At 48.3% G+C, this 18,499-nt stretch carries 17 protein-coding genes; 9 read left to right on the top strand and 8 right to left on the bottom strand.

Annotated features, from left to right (window positions below):
• Positions 1-448 precede the first annotated feature (448 nt).
• From NHH16_RS05700 to NHH16_RS05660, 9 genes are all read left to right on the top strand, one after another.
• Positions 449-766, top strand: a complete 318-nt coding sequence (locus NHH16_RS05700) for a helix-turn-helix domain-containing protein (protein WP_262068616.1) — start codon at positions 449-451, stop codon at positions 764-766.
• Positions 767-1,217: 451 nt separating this feature from the next.
• Positions 1,218-1,400, top strand: a complete 183-nt coding sequence (locus tag NHH16_RS05695) for a DUF6462 family protein (RefSeq protein ID WP_262068615.1) — start codon at positions 1,218-1,220, stop codon at positions 1,398-1,400.
• Positions 1,401-1,498: 98 nt separating this feature from the next.
• On the top strand, positions 1,499-1,669 hold the full coding sequence (locus NHH16_RS05690; protein WP_262068614.1) for a CopG family transcriptional regulator: 171 nt from the start codon (positions 1,499-1,501) through the stop codon (positions 1,667-1,669).
• A gap of 47 nt (positions 1,670-1,716) precedes the next feature.
• Positions 1,717-2,394, top strand: a complete 678-nt coding sequence (locus NHH16_RS05685) for a site-specific integrase (RefSeq protein WP_262068613.1) — start codon at positions 1,717-1,719, stop codon at positions 2,392-2,394.
• 165 nt (positions 2,395-2,559) lie between these two features.
• On the top strand, positions 2,560-3,387 hold the full coding sequence (locus tag NHH16_RS05680) for an AraC family transcriptional regulator (RefSeq protein WP_262068612.1): 828 nt from the start codon (positions 2,560-2,562) through the stop codon (positions 3,385-3,387).
• A gap of 56 nt (positions 3,388-3,443) precedes the next feature.
• Positions 3,444-4,808, top strand: coding sequence for an MATE family efflux transporter (locus NHH16_RS05675; RefSeq protein ID WP_316043928.1), 1,365 nt, complete (start codon positions 3,444-3,446; stop codon positions 4,806-4,808).
• Between the two features lie 33 nt (positions 4,809-4,841).
• Positions 4,842-5,171 carry a hypothetical protein gene (locus tag NHH16_RS05670; protein ID WP_330643468.1) on the top strand — a complete coding sequence of 110 codons (330 nt, stop codon included), beginning with the start codon at positions 4,842-4,844 and terminating at the stop codon, positions 5,169-5,171.
• Positions 5,172-5,641: 470 nt separating this feature from the next.
• Positions 5,642-6,595 carry an alpha/beta hydrolase gene (locus NHH16_RS05665; RefSeq protein ID WP_262068611.1) on the top strand — a complete coding sequence of 318 codons (954 nt, stop codon included), beginning with the start codon at positions 5,642-5,644 and terminating at the stop codon, positions 6,593-6,595.
• A gap of 355 nt (positions 6,596-6,950) precedes the next feature.
• Positions 6,951-8,063 carry a DNA alkylation repair protein gene (locus NHH16_RS05660; protein WP_262068610.1) on the top strand — a complete coding sequence of 371 codons (1,113 nt, stop codon included), beginning with the start codon at positions 6,951-6,953 and terminating at the stop codon, positions 8,061-8,063.
• Positions 8,064-8,366: 303 nt separating this feature from the next.
• Here the strand turns inward: NHH16_RS05660 and NHH16_RS05655 are convergent, their stop codons facing one another.
• The 8 genes from NHH16_RS05655 to NHH16_RS05620 all read right to left on the bottom strand — a co-directional run bounded on the left by NHH16_RS05655 (position 8,367) and on the right by NHH16_RS05620 (position 18,481).
• Positions 8,367-10,313: an ABC transporter permease gene (locus tag NHH16_RS05655; protein ID WP_262068609.1), complete on the bottom strand. Its 1,947-nt coding sequence runs from the start codon at positions 10,311-10,313 to the stop codon at positions 8,367-8,369.
• On the bottom strand, positions 10,300-11,058 hold the full coding sequence (locus NHH16_RS05650; RefSeq protein WP_262068608.1) for an ABC transporter ATP-binding protein: 759 nt from the start codon (positions 11,056-11,058) through the stop codon (positions 10,300-10,302). The genes NHH16_RS05655 and NHH16_RS05650 overlap by 14 nt, the downstream gene beginning before the upstream one ends.
• Before the next feature lie 77 nt (positions 11,059-11,135).
• A complete protein-coding gene (locus NHH16_RS05645; protein ID WP_262068607.1) occupies positions 11,136-12,146 on the bottom strand; it encodes a sensor histidine kinase in 1,011 nt (336 codons plus the stop codon).
• Complete coding sequence (locus NHH16_RS05640) at positions 12,143-12,808, bottom strand: response regulator transcription factor (RefSeq protein ID WP_262068606.1); 666 nt, start codon at positions 12,806-12,808, stop codon at positions 12,143-12,145. The genes NHH16_RS05645 and NHH16_RS05640 overlap by 4 nt, the downstream gene beginning before the upstream one ends.
• A gap of 287 nt (positions 12,809-13,095) precedes the next feature.
• A complete protein-coding gene (locus NHH16_RS05635) occupies positions 13,096-13,503 on the bottom strand; it encodes a recombinase family protein (RefSeq protein ID WP_262068605.1) in 408 nt (135 codons plus the stop codon).
• The gene (locus tag NHH16_RS05630; protein ID WP_262068604.1) at positions 13,485-15,095 is read right to left on the bottom strand and encodes a recombinase family protein; all 1,611 of its coding nucleotides are present in this window, start codon (positions 15,093-15,095) and stop codon (positions 13,485-13,487) included. The genes NHH16_RS05635 and NHH16_RS05630 overlap by 19 nt, the downstream gene beginning before the upstream one ends.
• Positions 15,092-16,777: a recombinase family protein gene (locus tag NHH16_RS05625; RefSeq protein WP_262068603.1), complete on the bottom strand. Its 1,686-nt coding sequence runs from the start codon at positions 16,775-16,777 to the stop codon at positions 15,092-15,094. Before NHH16_RS05625 ends, NHH16_RS05630 begins: the two co-directional genes overlap by 4 nt.
• A complete protein-coding gene (locus NHH16_RS05620) occupies positions 16,778-18,481 on the bottom strand; it encodes a recombinase family protein (protein WP_262068602.1) in 1,704 nt (567 codons plus the stop codon). It abuts the gene before it with no gap.
• Between the last annotated feature and the right edge of the window lie 18 nt (positions 18,482-18,499).

Here is an 18,499-nt window from a genome sequence, read left to right as displayed (position 1 = left end):
CAATGTTCAATGTTCGGCTTTGCCGAAATAATCACTCGAGATTCCGAGAGACTATGTGATATCCTCATGCTGAGCTACTGTTTCTGTCTTTATGATAATAGAAAATATAATGTTTGTCAATATAAATAATACGAAAAACATTATATCTTTCAACTGACCACAACCGATTGCTTGCCGAGGATTATAGGATATATATAAATATCAAGGGATAGATTGATATCTCGAGAGTATATAAAAATGCTTTATCATCTTATAGAGTTATTTATGATGGATAAATAATTTTATTATGAAAAAGATATAAAAGCTTTGTGTTTGAGCGCGCATAAGAAAATATTGTATTCTGCGCGAACGTAACATAGAGTTTTTTTATGCAACTAGGACAAAAATAACTAGTTATCATGACTCCCAGTCTCTTCAAATATTACTATGAACCTAATAAAATCATAGTATGGATAATCAAATAGGAAAGACAATCAAGAAATATCGAACTCAAAAAGGGCTAACTCAAGAAGAGCTGGGAGAGCTAACAGTAATTACGGCAAACTATATCTCGCAAATTGAGAGGGGGAAGAAGAGTCCTGGCTTATCGACAATTACAAAGCTGTCAGAAGTGCTTGAAATACCGATTACAAAACTAATCGGCTCTACACATAATGAATATAAGTATCAGGATATTTTATCTGACCTTTCAGTTTGTGATCGAGAAGAGATAGCGATTATCTCAATTGTATTAGAATTGCTGATGTCCCTAAAGAGGAAGATGTGATGGCTTATCAGTTGCCGATAGTCTTTCATGAAGGTTTCCGGGAGCTGATAAGCTTGGTGAAAACTGAATAGCCAATATGTTTGGAACAAACTCCAAAACACGCGAGTGATATAAGTAGAGTAGCTTCGCCATGAAATACCTGCCCGTAAAGGGTACAGGCTAGGGATCGTAGTAGAAGACGCCAAGGTATGTTAGCGGCAGCTTATATAGGCAACTTATAGTGGTTGCTTCAAATGAGGGGGATAATGATACTTCTGGCCGTGAGGAACGGTCAGCTCGGGGTAGCTCCGGAGGTCTGCTTATGACAAGTTAAGGGATGTTATGGGAAGATATGATGATTTTAGAATCAGCCAGGCATATTCCTGATGGCAAGGGGCGGGGATAAAAAATGCTTACCTTATTACAAGTAGATATTGTTAGTTGAGATTTAAGATGCTTATGAGGGGGATGTATGAAGAAAACAGTAGACACAAAGAAATTTATTCGATATGAAGAGGGCGCCAAACGTTATTCTATGTGCAAGAATTCATTTATGAAGCTAGCACAGCAAGCAGGAGCGGTGTATAAAATCAATCGACTTACGCTGGTTAATACCGAGATATTCGAAGAGTTCCTAGAGTATTATCGGGTTTAGTAATAATGAGAGGGCCATATTGTCGTATATCAAAAAGAAGTTGACTTTTTGATATACAGAATGTATGCTTAAGATAGATTATGAAAGGAGCGTGTCAAATGGCAAAGACAGGAAGACCACGTTTGGAAAATCCTAGATCTGAAAGCCTTTTTATTCGAGTTACCAAAGACGAATATAAAGAGATTAAAGGATACGCGCAAAAGCATAATTTATCTTTAACGCAGACTTTGGTTATGGGTTTTAAGGAATTAAAGAAAAGAAATCCATAAAAATATGAGCCTCTTTCTATATGTATTAGAAAGGCGGTAATTATAGGATGAAGTCAAGAAAAGATCATAAAGGACGGGTTCTTAAACCCGGGGAAAGCCAGCGTAAGAGTGACCTACGCTACATCTATCAGTACACGGATGCGAACGGGACACGTAAAGTCATCTATTCTCGAGATTTATTAGAGTTGCGAGAAAAAGAAAAAAGATTAATCAGAGACCAATTAGACGGCTTAAGTACATATTGTGAGGGGAAAGCGACAGTAAACTTTGTTTTTGATCGCTACATCTCAACAAAATATGATTTAAAGCCTCATACAAGAGCTAATTATAAGTATATGTATGATCATTTTATAAGAGAGACTTTTGGTCGGCGTATAATTAATGAAGTGAAATACTCAGACGTAAAACACTTCTATTATCTTCTGATTAATAATCATGGTTTTAAGCCAGCTACAGTGGATGGTATTCATACTTTGCTTAATCCGACGTTTACGATGGCTGTTCGAGATGGTATTATTCGTAATAATCCTGCGGAAGGTGTAATGACTGAAATTAAGAGAAGCAATGCTTGGCAAAAGAGGAAAAGACATGCATTGACGTTAGCAGAGCAGAAGGCATTTATGCAGTATACGGCTAATAGCCCAGAATACTCGCATTGGCTCCCGTTATTTACGGTGCTATTTGGTACAGGTTGTCGAATTGCTGAAGTGATTGGATTGCGATGAGATGGTGTCAAGATAGAACTAAAAATTTCTTTGGGGAAACAATGAATCGCTGGATTGGATTATCCTGCGGTTCTTATTGTTTTGGGAAGTATTCAGCGATATAATGATGATAGGCGTTGAAAGATAAAAGGCAGATACAGCATGGTACGGGAAAGGGGGGCTAGCATGATTGAGAATACAGCAATTAGCCATGCTATTGATTATATACTGGCTCATATCAACGAGCCCATCCATGTTAGCGAGATTGCAGCACATTGCAATTTCTCAAAACACCATTTATCTAGGCTGTTCAAGGCCGAAACAGGCGAAGGCATTTACGAATTCATCAAGCGGCTCAAAATAGAGCAAAGTGCATTCCGCCTGAAAATTGAACAGGCCAGAAACATCACAGATATCAGTGGCGATTATGGATACAGTTCGTCAAATTACAGCACCGCTTTCAAACAACATTATGATGTTTCGCCGGTCGAGTTCCGGCGTACTATATTGCAAAAATCACGTATCAACCCGATTTTCAATAACGCCTCGGCTGGTTGGGAATCTTTTGAAGAATGCAAACGTAAAATTACGATAGATTTTTTGCCTGACTACTACGTTGTATATGACCGGCATAAAGGCAGCTATAGGAGCCTGTCGGAACATTGGTGTGCATTTCTGGAGAAGCACAAGGCATACAGGACGGATGAAACGCTGTTGATCGAACGCACCTATGACGACCCCAATATTACCAATACGGATAACTGTCTATATGACTTGTACATGACGGTGCCGGAGGACAGTCCCCTTGAGCGCACCTGTTATCTTAATGGAGGCAAGTTTGCCATTTATCATTTTGAAGGCTTTGTAAATCAGATATACCATGCACTTCAAAGTATTTTTACTGTTTGGTTGCCCCAGAGCGGTTATATCATTGATGAACGATATAGCTTCGATATCTATCGCAAAATTGATGGTATGTATATGGAAATCGACTTTTGTATCCCCATCAAATAGAGCACAAAATCAGAAGTTTCTTTCCCCTTTTTCCTTTATACTCTGTTGGTGTAACTATGAGAGAAGGGAAAAGTGAGAAAATGAACTTAGAAAACATTCGCATTGGCAAACGAAAAACAATCATGCAATTTGCACTTCCGGCTATTATCGCAATGATGATGACCTCACTTATTACAGTGGTGGACGGGTTTTTCATCGGAAACTATGTAGGTAAAGAGGGCCTCGCTGCGGTTAATCTGGGTCTGCCCATCATCTATCTGTTTCTTGCAGTGGGACTGATGATATCGGTGGGAGGTATTGCAATCGCCGGTATGGCCCTTGGCGCTAAAGACATGCAAAAGTGCAACGATGTATTTAATCAAACCATGTGCACCGTGACAGGAATTACTGTGTTGCTCAGTGCTGTCATGTATCTCTGCATTGAGCCGATGCTTGCGTTCTTAAAAGCAGATGCGCAGGTGGCAGCATACTTCAAAGATTACTACGGTATTCTACTGCTGCAACTTCCGATTATGGTAATCAATTCATCCTTTAGCATGTTTATTCGAGGCGAAGGAAATCCACAGTATTTTATGAAGGTCAGCATGATAACGCTGGGGCTCAATGCGCTACTAGATTATCTCTTTGTCCGTCATATAGGCTTGGGTGTTCGGGGAATCGCAGTCGCATCTCTGATTGCCACCATAGTGGCGTTAATTTGTGTCCTCCACTATTTCCTGAGAAAATCAACTGTATACAAATTCCGAAGGTTTGGTTTCTCGAAAGAGACGCTTGTAAAAACGCTGCTCAATGGCAGCTCGGAGTTTGTAGGCGAAATGTCCCTGAGTATATCCATGTTCGCCTACAACTTTGTGATTATGAAATATATTGGCGTCGATGGCGTATCCGCATTTACCATCGTGGGATATATCTCTTATATTTTCAGTATGATTCTAATCGGTTTTGGACAAGGGGCGAGCCCACTTATCAGCTTTGCTTACGGTGCAAAGGAAAAGCATCTCGCAACAGATGTGAGAAAATTGACGAACCAAATGGTATTTGGGGCGGGCGTCACAACATTTTTGCTTGTTTTGCTTGGCCACAAGTGGTACGGTGGCTTGTTCATCGATAACGAGGCGGTCGAACAGATGGTGCAGTCTGGTATAGTCCTATTCGCTGTATCTTTTCTGTTTTCGGGAATCAATACAATTACATCTTTTTATTTCACTTCTATCGGGAAAGCAAAGGAGTCCGCTATCATATCTTCCTCGCGAGGTTTTGTACTGCTGCTCATCTGTATTTTCCTATTGCCACCACTACTCGGCATGACAGGGATATGGTTGGCAGCCCCTATTACAGAAACGTTGACGCTCCTGCTTAGTCTTTTCTTCATTGCGAGTGATAGCAGATCAATAAAAATCGCCTCATTGCATGGAACTTAAAAGAGGGCTATGCTTAATACGGAGGTGCTGAAAGTGGCGAATGAAGATAAGAAAGATTTTAATGCAATGCTTTACGACAGTAAGGATATGCCTAAAATCCAAACCATCACTGATACAAGAAGTATTGCTAAGTACGGCGGGGACAGAATGTATTTTGCTCCTCCAATCGAGTACGACAAAGTTATGAGATTAGTGCCTTTTGGAAAGGTAATCACGATTGGGGAAATACGGGTATACTTTGCAAAACAAAGCGGTGCAGATTTTACGGAGCCAATTACTGCAGGGATATTTGTATCCATCGCTGCGTGGGCAAGCCATCAGCGCGATAGTGATAAAACCCCCTATTGGCGAACCTTGAACTGACCAGGGGGAATTGAACCCCAAATACCCCGGCGGCATTCTGGCGCAAAAAGAAATGCTGGAAAGCGAAGGCCATACAGTTATTCAGCGTGGGAGAACTAATCTGAAATACTATGTACAGAATTATGTGGACTTCCTTTATCCTTTGGGATAATCAGCTTTATAAGCATAATCTCAACAACGAGCGGCGCATTGAACTAATTGTGTTGCTCGTTGTTTTTGCAATATATGAAGAATGTTGCGGTTATCCTTCATATTTCGATTGTTTTGTGGCTGCAAACGCCGATCACTCCTGCCCGTTCTATTGCTGAGATGGTGTCAAGATAGAACTAAAAATTTTCTTTGGAAAATAATGAATTGCCGGATTGAATTATCCTGCGATTTTTATTGTTTTGGGGCGTATTCAGCGATATAATGATAATAGATTCTTGCAATAACTGCATTTTAATTACTGTATAACAGGAGACACATATATGGAAATCACAACCCCAAAAAAATCAAGAGCAAAGAAGATAATTTTGGTTGTAGCGATTGTTTTAATTGTTCTGGTTTTGGCACTTTTAATAGCCATTCCTTACATGATTATGCCTATGTTTCTTGGACAACGGTTTGAACAAGAGCAATACACCTCTGCTGATTTTGGTATTTCTTCTGAACAGATAACATTGGTCACAGATGATGAATTATCAATAGCGGCATGGCGAACCAAAGCAGATGCGTCAAAGGGCACGGTTATTATCTTGTCAGGTATTGAAAATCCATCCGTTACTGCTTTTTTTGGGTATGCTAAATTACTGGCGGACAATGGCTGGGATGCCTTATTGATTGAGATGCGGGCACGTAGCGAGAGCGAAGGTGATGAAATTGGTTTAGGAATGACAGAGTGGCTAGATGTCAAGGCCGGTGTTGATTATTTGGGCCAAGACGAGAGCATAGAAGGATTGCCTATTGTGGCGCTTGGCACTTCAATGGGCGCAGGAACCGTCATTATTGCCGCTGGCGAGGTGCCGGAAATAGATGCCGTCATTTCAATTTCTGCGTTTTCTTCATGGACGAATATGTTTGTTGAGTATATGTCGATGGCAGGTATACCAAAAGCGCTCAGCACATTGGAAAAACCGTTTGTAAATCTTTACTCTGGTTTCCATTATGGGTTCGACGCCTTGGCGTATTCGCCCATGAGCGGCATTGCGAAACTGAATGAGCGTCCGATTCTTTTGATGCACTCAACAGAAGATTCTCAAGTGCCCTTTTCGGAATTTGAAATACTTTTGAGTATCGCACAATCAAATGGAATTAATGCATCCACCTTTATACGCGAAGGTGATGAACACTTCATTTGCTACGAACAGTATTTTAATAATCCGGAAGATGATGGTGAATTTAGCGGAGCTATTCTTGAATTTCTCAATATAAATTTCCAATGATAATGTCAGCAGGCACGAGCCAAATAATCTCGACAACGAGCGACGCATCGAACCAATCGTGCCGCTCGTTGTTTTTTGTTGCATATATGAAGAATGTTGCGGTTATCTTTCATGTTTCAATTATTTTGTGGCTGCTAACGCTGATCTCTCCTGCCCGCCCTATTGCTGAGATGGTGTCAAGATAGAACTAAAAATTTCTTTGGAGAAATAATGAATCGCTGGATTGGATTATCCTGCGGTTTTTATTGTTTTGGGGCGTATTCAGCGATATAATGGATAATAGACTTGAGGGATATAAAGCCATCTATTGTAAGTGGCTGACTTTAGATAAACCTCATTTGAAAAGAGGAAATATATGCCCGAATTAATGAAGGACAGATATTATAATAGTAATACCATTCAGGAGCTTGCCCTGCGCGTAAAAGCCGTCTGTCCGGCCTTTCCGGCTGATGATTTTGCCCATGACATTATGGATGAAACGTGGGTTGCCTTAGAACTGAAAGCTCGTATGCGGCGCATTACGGTTAATTTGGGAAAACATCTGCCACCCGATTACGAGCAGGCTCTTGGTATTCTCGACAAGGTCATTGCGGATTATCCGGTTGGGATTGTGGATTCCGGCCTGCTATATTTCCCTGATTTTGTAGAAGTCTACGGTCAGGATGAGTGCCATTGGGATTTATCAATGGCTGCATTGGAGCGGTATACGTCATACTCAACGGCTGAATTTGCCGTAAGGCCATTTATCATTAACCAGGAAGAGAAAATGATGGCACAGATGGCTGACTGGGCAGGCCATAACAACGAGCATGTGCGACGACTGGCAAGCGAGGGCTGCCGCCCGGCGCTACCTTGGGGGCAGGCGCTTAACAGCTTCAAAAAAGACCCTTCACCGGTTCTGCGCATTTTAGAAACACTGAAAGCTGACCCGTCACTGTATGTCCGCAAAAGTGTGGCAAATAACTTAAATGATATTTCAAAAACTCATTCCGATTTGATAGCAGAGCTTGCAAAGGATTGGTTCGGCAAAAGCAAGCATACCGACTGGATTGTAAAACACGGCTGTAGAACGCTTCTGAAAAAGGGTAATCGGGATGTGCTGAGTATCTTCGGATTTGCGGATGCGGATTGTGTGCGCGTTGATGACTTCACCTTAGGCGCCAAATCTGTGTGCATTGGGGAGGATATCACTTTCTCCTTTAAGATTGAGGCCAAAAGGGAAACCAAGGTGCGGCTGGAATACGGAATTGATTATGTGAAGGCGAATGGCACGCGCAGCCGTAAGATATTCAAAATATCTGAGCCGTCTTTGAAAAATAATGACAAGAAGCATTACACGAAAACCCATTCCTTTGCAGATGTAAGTTCAAGAAAGCATTATCCTGGCACCCATTCGCTTATGCTGATTGTGAACGGTGCCGAACAAGGTACATTGGATTTTGAGGTGTTCACCAGTTATTCTACTTAGCATAATCACAACAACGAGCGGCGCATTGAACTAATCATGCCGCTCGTTGTTTTTGCTATATATGAAGAATATTGCCGTTATCTTTCATATTTCGATTGTTTTGTGGCTGCAAACGCCGATCACTCCTGCCCGTTCTATTGCTGAGATGGTGTCAAGATAGAACTAAAAATTTGTCTTTGAATATTTGAAAACCGCTGGGTTAATTGCACCAGCGGTTTCCGTGTTTTTTGAAGTTATCCAAATGCTTGAAGGACGGCGCTGCAGCCTATCCTTCGTGGTATATCAATAATGCGTTGTTTTAACCTACCTACTTGGCAGCACGTTTTTTCTGTAACTGGTATACGCCGCAAAAACATACACAATATAGATGGCGAAAAATAAGGTCAGCGTAATCCCCACAATCGCCCAGAGCTGGCCGATGCCGGTCAAAACCCCTGCATCAAGCGCGCTACCAAGAGCGAAAATGAACGGCAAGCTGATGAGCAGCGAAGGCAATGTCGGCATAGCATAAAAGATCGCAAACTGCCGGAAGAGTGAACGCTCCATCTCCCGGCGCTCCATACCGAGATTATCAAGCAGAGCATATTGCCGTTGGTACCGGTCTGTGTCACTGAGGAGCTGAATGGTTAAAATCGTCACCGCAACCATAGTTAATACAAGCGCGAGGTAGAAAAGCGGGAAAATGATCATCGCATACATAGAAGCGTTCTCCGCCTGTATGGCCGCCTTGATGAAAACCGTGTCATAGCCCGCAATCGACTTGTCCTTGGCATCGCGAATATCACTGATGGCTGTAGCAGTGGCTTCGGATAAGGGCGTTTCTGTCATGGCGGCATAGGTCCGATGGATGACTGGCCTTGTCGTCAGAGCTTCGTTGGGCACCACAAGGATAAACCCACGTCCGTTGCCATCCCACAGCGACTGGGTAAAATGCTCGGTATATACTTTGCCGGGCGCCATCTCGTATCCGTCAACAGTCAACGGTTTATTATAGCTGCTCATCAGTCCTTCCAAATAGGGCTGACAGTGGATGATGTACTGCCCGTCCAGAACCTCCACTGTGGAATATCCAAGCATTTCACGAAGGGCAAGATAGTCGCTCATGGCCATGAGGGTGTCAAACTCGAAGTTTCTCCAGTAATCCGAATTTGCCTCAACGTATTGTGTGACAGTATCGTTATCCGCCGCATAGACGCCGTAGCGGTAGTCGGCGCGCACATCAATGTTTTCATCGATATAGGCCATATAGTCATCAAGGCTAGCTTCCTCCCAGCCATTGGAGGCGATGTAAATATCAAAGCAGGTTGTCTGTTCCGTGCGACTCTGAAATAGTGCATTGAAAACCATGCCGGTTCCCTCGGCGATGAGGGTAGCTGTGAAAAGTACGGCGATCGTCGCCATAATCACGCCCATGGTCGTGAGTTTTGAGGCGAGGCTCCGGAAAATCAGCAGATTATTCCCCGCAAACTTTTTAGCGGGACGCTTATCGAAATAATCCGGCACGCCCGAAGAAAAGCTGAGGAAAAACCCATACAGAAACGCGATAATCAGCGCCGCCCCAATGATGCCCAGCATCAAATTGCGCAGGAGCAAAAGCACAGTGCCAATAATGCCGAGGATAATAGAGACAACAAACAAAATGCGGCGGCGACCGCTCTTTTTCACCGCTTCATTTTCATTCTGTCGGTCGAGATAGAGCAGGTCATAGATTTTCATCCGATTGATGCGCCTTAGGCTCCTTCTCAGGGCGAACAAATAGATGAGCGCGAAATACGCAGCAGTCAACAGGACTGCGCCGATGGAAAACGAGAAGCTAAATGTGTACGGCACATGAAACAGTGCCAGCGTGACCGCCCGAAGCGCCTGAAAAAGCAGATTCCCCAGCAGTGTGCCGCACACGATGGCAATGCCGCCAACCATCAGGTTTTCTTGAAAGAATAGCCTTGCTACCTGTTTATTCTCCATACCCAGAAGGACATAGGTGCCAAGCTCCCGGCTGCGTTTTGTGAGCATGAACCGGGTGGTATAGGAGACCAGCCAGCCGACGATGCAGATGATAACGGTGCTCGCCAGCACGATGATTAGCGGCAGGCTGTCAAGAAAATGGGACAGATTGCGGATTTCCTCCGAGAAAACCAAGCCGTTAAAGGCGTAAATCAGCGCCGCCGCCATGACAATGGTCACAAAGTAAACGAGGTAATCCCTCGCCTGCCGCTTGGCATTTCGCGCGGAGAGCTTAGAGAAGGTCACTGACGTCACCTCCGAGCAGCGCAAGGACATCCAGCGTTTCGTGGTAAAACACCTGCCGCGAGCGTTCGCCTCGGATCAGCTCGTTGAACAGCCGTCCGTCCTTGAGAAACAGAATGCGTGAGGCGTAGCTGGCGCTGTAGGCGTCATGTGTCACCATCAAAATGGTGGCACCGCTGTTTTGATTCATGCCTGTCATGATTTCCAGCAGGCTTTTGGAGGATTTGGAATCGAGGGCGCCGGTGGGTTCATCTGCCAAAATGAGCGACTGCCCCGCCACCATAGCCCGGGCGCAGGCCGCCCGCTGTTTTTGCCCACCGGACACCTGATAGGGAAATTTTTCAAGAGCATCCACGATGCCCAGCTGATGTGCCACCTCGCGCACATTCCCCTGGACGGATTTCGGGTCAGCATGGTTGATGGTCAGCGCGATACCGATGTTTTCCTCCAGCGTCAGGGTGTCCAGCAGATTGAAATCCTGAAAGATAAAGCCCAGCCGCTCCCTGCGGAATTTTGCAAGCTCGCTGCCCGAAATTTCAGTGACGTTCTCGCCATCGAGCAGAATATTTCCCGCGCTGACGGTATCGATTGTGGAGATGCAATTTAGCAGCGTGGTCTTGCCGCTGCCGGATGCGCCCATAATGGCGATGAATTCGCCGCGACGCACCTCGAAGCTGATGCGGTCAAGCGCCTTTGTCACGTTGTTTTTGCTGCCGTAATATTTCTCTACGTTTTGAACCTGTAGCATAGTTAGCCCTCCTTTGCCTGTGAGCCAATCATACATGAGGGGGGAGTCATGTTGTATCGAAGTCATATTGATTTATCTTACACTTTTGAAAGATTCACTTTGGAGGGGAAGGTCATTGTAATGGTTGTTCCTTCTCTTTCCGTAGAGCCTACTTGCAAATCAAGAGACAAAAGCGCTGCCAGTCTGCGGCATATATACAGCCCCATCCCAGTGGAGCCGCCCCGGACGCGCCCGTTGCTGCCGGTGAAGCCTCTGTCAAATATGCGGGGAAGCTCGTGGGTGGGAATGCCGATGCCATTGTCGACAATCACAAGCTGCGTTTGCTGCCCCAACGATTTCGCTGATATTGTGATGACAGGGCTTTCACTGCGATACCGAACCGCATTTTGCAGAAGCTGCCCCAACAGAAATACTGCCCATTTGCTGTCTGTGTAAACCATCTGGTCAAGCTCATCGATCCGAAGCTGCACACCGCTGCCAATGAGCAGCGAGCGATGCTTTTCCACCGCTTCGGCAACAATCTCCGATAACTCTGCCTGCCGAATGAGGAAGTCTTTTTCGGCACTCTCAGCACGGGCATAGAAGAGCGCTCGCTCTACATGGCTCTCCACGGCCTCCAACTCACGCATGAGCTTTCTGCGAGCTTCGGCATCCAGCCCTTGGGCAATCAATTCAGCTGCCGTAAGGGGCGCTTTAATTTCATGAACCCAGCTCTCAATGTATTCCCGATACTCCTGTCCGGCAGCCTGCGCATCGGATACTGTTTCAATCATGGATTTTCCCGATCTACGCATGAGTTCATACAGCCTACGCTCATAATGACTATTTGGCTTGCCGATACATTCGACAAAGAGATATTTCTGGTCAAGACCGGTCATAATGATCTCAAGCTCGGTCAAGTGAACTTTTAGTTTCTGATAGGCTACGGTTTGAAAAATCACAAAACCCAGCGCCCAAACGATTGCAATGATAGCAACCACTCCAGCCGATGTTCCGCTCATAATTAAAAAGGCGGCCAATGCCGCCATAGAAACCAGTTGTAAAAGCAAGCTGCCTGACTTATCGCTGAAATATTCCTTTATTGTCATATTTGATACCCCATTCCCCGGCGGGTTTTGATATAATCCGGCAACCCCAAGCTGTCTAGCTTGGCTCGAAGCCGGGTCATGTTCACACTTAGGGTGTTGTCGTCAATATAGATTTGATTGTCCCACAGTGCCTCTATCAAGTCAGCGCGGGAGATAATCTGGCCCGGCCTGCCCATCAGATGCGCCAAAATCCGGATTTCATTGCGGGTGAGCTCGGCGCTTTTTCCGTTTACGGATACAGTGCCCTTCGCCAAATCCAAGGTCAATCCGCCTACCACAGAAACTTCACTTTCTGCAGGAACACCGCTGCGCCGCAGGACGGTTTTGATACGCGCCAGGAGCAGCGGAATGTTATAGGGTTTTGTGATATAGTCATCGCCACCCATGCTAAGCGCCCGCAATTCATCCATTGCGGTGTCCCGGCTTGTCACAAAGATAATGGGGATGCTCGACGTCTTGCGGATATCGGCGCATAGGGCAAAGCCGTCCCGTCCGGGCAGGCCGAGGTCAAGCAGAATCAGGTCGGGCTTTGCCGCATCAACCTGTTCGGCAACCCGGTCAAAATCTTCTATTGCAAGGGCGGTATAGCTTTCATTTTCCAGCAGCAGAGTAAGCTCGTCCCGGATGCTGGGCTCATCTTCGACAATCATTATTTTGGGCATTTTCAATCCACCTACCGTGCTTACTATGATGTTTTAAAAGGCTTTTTAAATACTATTATAACATATCTGCGCCGCATTTTGAACTGCTGGCAATCGTCATATGTGTAGCAGGCACGAGCCCAAATAATCTCGACAACGAGCGGTGCATTGAACTAATCGTGCCGCTCGTTGTCTTTTGCTACATATATGAAGAATATCGCAAATATCTTTCATATTTCGATTGTTTTTTGGTTGCTAACGCAGATTGTTCCTGCCAGTTCTATTGCCGAGATGGTGTCAAGATAGAACTAATTTTTTTGAGAAACTTTTTTGTCCTTCCGCCATTCGTCAGCAAGCCACTGGCGTATTTTTGATTGCACATCATTATCGGGCTGATTGACGAAAATCACCTTCACGCCCGCCTTTTTCATCTCGTCCATCCAGTCGGAGGCGAGGAAAAGATTACGGGCAATCCGGGAGATATCAGCGGCAATCACCGTCCGAACCTTGCCGGCCCGGATGTCGGCTTCCAACTGCTTGAAGCCGGGGCGGTCCAGATTGAGGCCGCTGTATCCGTTATCCGAATAGATGACGATTCCATCAATGCCCTGCTCCTGCGCAAACTGGCGCAGTTTTTCTTCCTGATTCCACATCACCGTCTGGTCGTAAGAAGCCACCCGGCAATACACCGCTACCCTCAACTTCTGCTGTTCCATATCCGCCCTCCATTCTCGCCGGTCATAATAGCGCCGACTTCATCCGCGTACTTCCAAACGATTTCTACCTGCTGCTCATTGTGGACGACCACATGCTTCACCAGCGCGGAAATGAGCTCATTATCATATTGCGGAAGCCCCACCATGTCCTGCAGGTATTCCATCGCCGGAGGCAACACCGCCACATTTTGCAGATGCTGCCGGCTCCGCTTCTCCTGTTCATCCACCTGTAGGCCAAGCGCGTGAGTCCTGTCGTCAACGGATTGGCGGCGGGAGGAATATTCCTCCCGGTTAATGTCGCCATCACTGTAAGCGTTGTACAGGGAGAGCTTTTCACGGTTCAGCCCCTCTATCTCCCTTTGGAGCGAGGCGATTTCCCGCACATAATCCACAGACGGCACGGCGGCTTTCTCGGAAGCGGCCTTTTTTTGTTCCGCAAGCACTGCCTGTAGCTGCCGGATGGAGACAAGGAGAACATCTTTCAGCGCCTCGACTTCCATCTTGCCATCAAAGCAATCACCGTCAGCAACCAGCTTTTTGAACTTGCAGTAGTAGGCCATGACCTTTGCGCCGTTCTTCACCATCGCGTGCCCGCAGCCGCCGCAGCGAACCGGCACAGGCAGGGAGTGAGGAGATGGAACACGGGGTCCAAACTTCATTCCTTTTAATGTTGTACTGCGCACACAAAGCTGCGCCCGCTCGAACTCGTCCTTTGTGACAATCGCCTCGTGGGTATCCGGGGTGATATACCACTCGGATTCCGGCTTGCGCCGCGCCTGCCGGCTGCCCATCTTCTCCACGGCATACATGCCGTTTGTCATGGCGCCGGTGTACCGCAGGTCCCGGAGGATGCGACCAATCTCGGTGCCGGTCCACATGGGCCGAAGCTGGCTCCATGAGCGGACATTCTTCTTTTTCGTCAGGGTTACAAGCGGTGTCGGCACGTCATCCGCGTTGAGCGCCGCCGCAATCTGGCTGGGCTTGCTGCCGGACAGCGCCATATCGAAAATCCGGCGCACCACTGGGGCAGTCGTTTCGTCCACCACCAGTTTGTAGCGGTCCTCGTCGCTTTTGCGGTAGCCGTAGACATCGTAGGAGGCGAGATACTTGCCTGATTCCCATTTCGTCCGGTAGCCGCTTTTCACCTTGCGGGAGAGGTCCTTGCAATAGTAATCGTTGCATAAATGGCGAAACGCGATGCTCACGTCCCCGGCGCCGCCTCCCTGTGTCTCGCTGTCGTAGGCATCATTGATGGAGATAAAACGGACGCGCAGGAAGGGGAAAATCTGCTCGATGTAATCGCCAACCTCGATGTAGTTGCGCCCGAACCGGGAAAAATCCTTGACGATGATACATTGCACCTCACCGCTCCGCGCCCGGTTCAAAAGCTCCGCCACGCCGGGGCGGTTGAAGTTGGTGCCGGAATATCCATCGTCTGAAAACTCGATAAAGTCGGCGCCTTTGAACTCCGGGTGGGAACGGACAAATCCCCGGATAAGCTTCCGCTGGCCGGAAATGCTCTGGCTGTCGCCGTGGAGCCCATCGTCCGAGGATATGCGCAGATAGGCGGCCAATACATAAGATTTGTTCATGCGGATACCGCCTCGCTTTCCTCTAAAAATGCCAACAACGGCTTTTTGTATTCGTCTGAGAACCGAAACTTGATATGGATATTGCGGTTGGCCTCAACCTCAATCCGCTCCACCATTGCAACCAGCATTTCCCGCGTGAGCTCCTTTTCGTCCATGAACCGTTCCATCGCGGCCACCCAGGGGTTGTTGTCGATGTAGGCCGGTTCCAGCTTTTCCGCCTCTGAGGTAACAGCGGCCAGCTCGGCGGCCAGCGCCTCCTTCTCACGGTCATACCGCTGGTTAAACAGCCGGTAGTCGCTTTCGTCCAGAATACCGGAGCAGAAATTATCATAGAGCTTCCGCTTCCGCACCGGGATACGGTCCAACTGCTCCTGTATCCGTCTAATCTCCGCCGCCTGCTCGTTCTCCCGCCGTTTCGTGATGGGCGACGCCTTAATCTCCGCCATCCGCTTGCGGGCCTCGGAGCAAAGCTCTATCTCTTTGCGGAGAATGGCATACAATTTACTGTAAAGCTCGTCCTGCCGGAAATGCTGGTAGGTGTATTTAGGGCTGTTTGCGTTGCAATGGGAGCAGATATAGGTGAGGCGGTAGGTCACTTTGTCCCGGTGGGTGTTGGGGATGCGCCGGTAGGCCCGCCCACAATCCGCGCAGAAGGCCAGCCCTTCGAGGATGTACTCCGGCAGCGGCTCCCGCTGGTGGCGGTTGCAGGCATCGTGTTTGTCCCGCGCCTGCCGAAGCTGCTCCGCCACCACATCGAAATCGGCTTGGGAAATGATGGCCGGATGGGTATTCTCGGTGATTTTCCATTCCTCTTTCGGAACGGCCCTCTGTTTGCCGCCCACCGTCCGGGTCTTGCCCATCGCCAAATGGCCCAGGTAGACGATGTTCTCCAAAATATCCTTTACAACGGTGACATCCCATGCCTGCGGCTGCTCGTACCGCTTTTCCCGATGAATCCCCTTGATATAGCGGTAGTGGCCGGGATTGGGGACGCCCTCCCGGGTGAGCCGCCGGGTAATCTGGTGCACGCTCATGCCGTCCAGCTTCCAGCGGAAAATCATCCGCACGGTTTCGGCGGCTTCCTCGTCCACCACCAGCTTGTTTTTGTTGCCGGCTGCTTTGGCGTAACCGAAAGGCGCAACCTTGCCCACGAACTCGCCGTTGGCGCTTTTGACGGCGAAGGCCGAGCGAATCTTCTGCGAGATGTCCTTGGCGTAGAAGCTGTTTATCATGTTTTTCAGCGCCACGCTCATGCCCTCGCCCTTGCAGCGGGGGTCGAAGCTGTCGTAATTGTCGCCGATGGAAATGAAGCGGACGCCAAGCTGGGGAAAGATGATTTCGAGGAAGTTGCCCGCCTCCACATAATCCCGGCCGAAGCGGGATAAATCCTTTACCACAATGCAGTTTATCTTCCCGCGCCGCACCTCGTCCATCAGGCTTTCAAAGCCGGGGCGCTGGAAATTGGTGCCGGTGAGCCCGTTGTCGGAGAACTCGCCGCACAGGGCAAGGTCTGGGGCTGCCTCGATATAGTTGCGCACCATCAAAATCTGATTATCCAGTGAAAGCGCCTCCCGGTCCTCGGAGGACAGCCGGGCATACACTGCCGCCCGGAAGATGGGATTCTGCGCCGGGGAAGCCGCCACGGGAGCCGCAGCCGACGCCTTTCTGCTCTTGCGCGCCATCTATCCCACCTGCCTTTCATCCGCGGGCAGGGCGGAAATGTACCGCAGGGCGTTCTCGTAATTGTTTTTGTACCGGGGGATAACCTCGATGCGGCCCTTCTCGAAAACAACAATTCGCTCGATGAGCTCCACCACGGCGGCGCGGGTCAGGCTTTGGATGTTGTGGTACTTCTTGAAGTGCTCTATCCAAAGGGTGCCTGCCTCCCGGTTGTTCACGATGTCGGAAAGCTCCTGATTCAAGTTGACAAGAGCCTGCTCCGCATCCTCCACCTGCTGGTTGAAGGCGGCGCGGAAACTGATGTAATCATCCTTGGATATGAGGCCGTCGTCGAAATTCTCATGGAGCCGGAGCTTGCGCCCGGCCAGCTTTTCCAGCTCGGCCTCCCGCTCGGCAATCTGCTTCTGGATTTTGAGGGCGTCCATCTGCTGGAAGGGCATGTCCTCGATGGCGGCGAGCACCTTGCCGATTTTCTCGCACGCCTCGATATGCGCCGCGATGGTGTGGAACACCGCCTCGTGCAGCGCCTTGTCGCTGATGGAGTGGCTGGTGCAGCCCGCGCCCTTCTTATGGGTATTGCAGACATGATAGACGTATTTCACGCCGTCCTTGCCCGGAACATATTTGCGGATAAGGGTTTCGCCGCAATCGCCGCAGACCAGCATCCCGGAAAAGAGATACACGGCATCCTCGCCGCTGCCGATGCGGGTGTCCTTTTTCAGCAGAGAGGCCACCAGGCGGAAATCCGCTTCCTTGATAATGGCCTCATGGTTTTGTTCCACCCGCACCCATTCCTCGGCCGGCTTGAAAGAACGCTCCCGCACCTTATAATTGGGGCTGGTGGATTTGCCCTGCGTCAGAACACCAATGTAGAGGTCGTTTTTGAGGATACGCCCCACGGATACCGGCGTCCACTTGGTTTTATGGTTCTTCTGGAAGGTGGTGCGGAAGTTGGAGCCGCTGTTTTTCTTGTATTCCAGCGGCGAGGGAACCCCCATACCATTGAGCCGGTCGGCGATACCCTGCTGGCTCATGCCTTCAATCTTCCACTTGAAGATGTCCCGCACTACCTCGGCGGCAGTTTCGTCCACCAGCAGACGGTTGTGATCCTCCGGGTCCTTCCGGTAGCCAAAGGCGGCGAAGGGGGCGATGCACTCTCCCTTTTGGCGCTTGACCTCGAATTGGCTGCGAATCTTCCGGGAGGTATCGGCGCTTGTAGCGTCATTTATGAGGTTCTTAAAGGGTACAATCAGGTCGTCGGTCTGGCTGTTATGCCGCTGGCTGTCGTAGTTGTCATTGATGGCGATGAAGCGCACGCCCATGTAAGGGAAGAAGTGCTCAATCAGCTTGCCGGTTTCGATATAGTTCCTGCCCAGGCGCGAGAGGTCCTTCACAATGACGCAGTTAATCCGCCCCGACTTGATGTCTTCCAGCAAACGCTGAAAACCGGGACGGTCAAAATTCACGCCGGAAAAGCCGTCGTCCACATAGGACGGTCCGGCGAGCTCTATATCCTTTTGCCTGCTTACGAAGGACGCGATAAGCTCCTTCTGATTTACCACACTGTCCGATTCTTCCTTGTCGCCGTCGTCTTTGGACAAGCGAACATAATCGGCGGCCTGCCAAAGCTGGCCGTCGCTGAGCAGACCGGCCCTGCTGAAATTAGCATGAATGGGCGGCCGCGCTGCTGTTAAATTGTTACGCATAGAATCATCTCCCGATTG

This window comes from Ohessyouella blattaphilus, assembly GCF_024721265.1.
Lineage (GTDB): Bacteria > Bacillota > Clostridia > Lachnospirales > Lachnospiraceae > Aequitasia > Aequitasia blattaphilus_A.
Note: the sequence above shows the minus strand (reverse complement) of the source record. Positions and strands in the feature narration are given on the sequence as shown.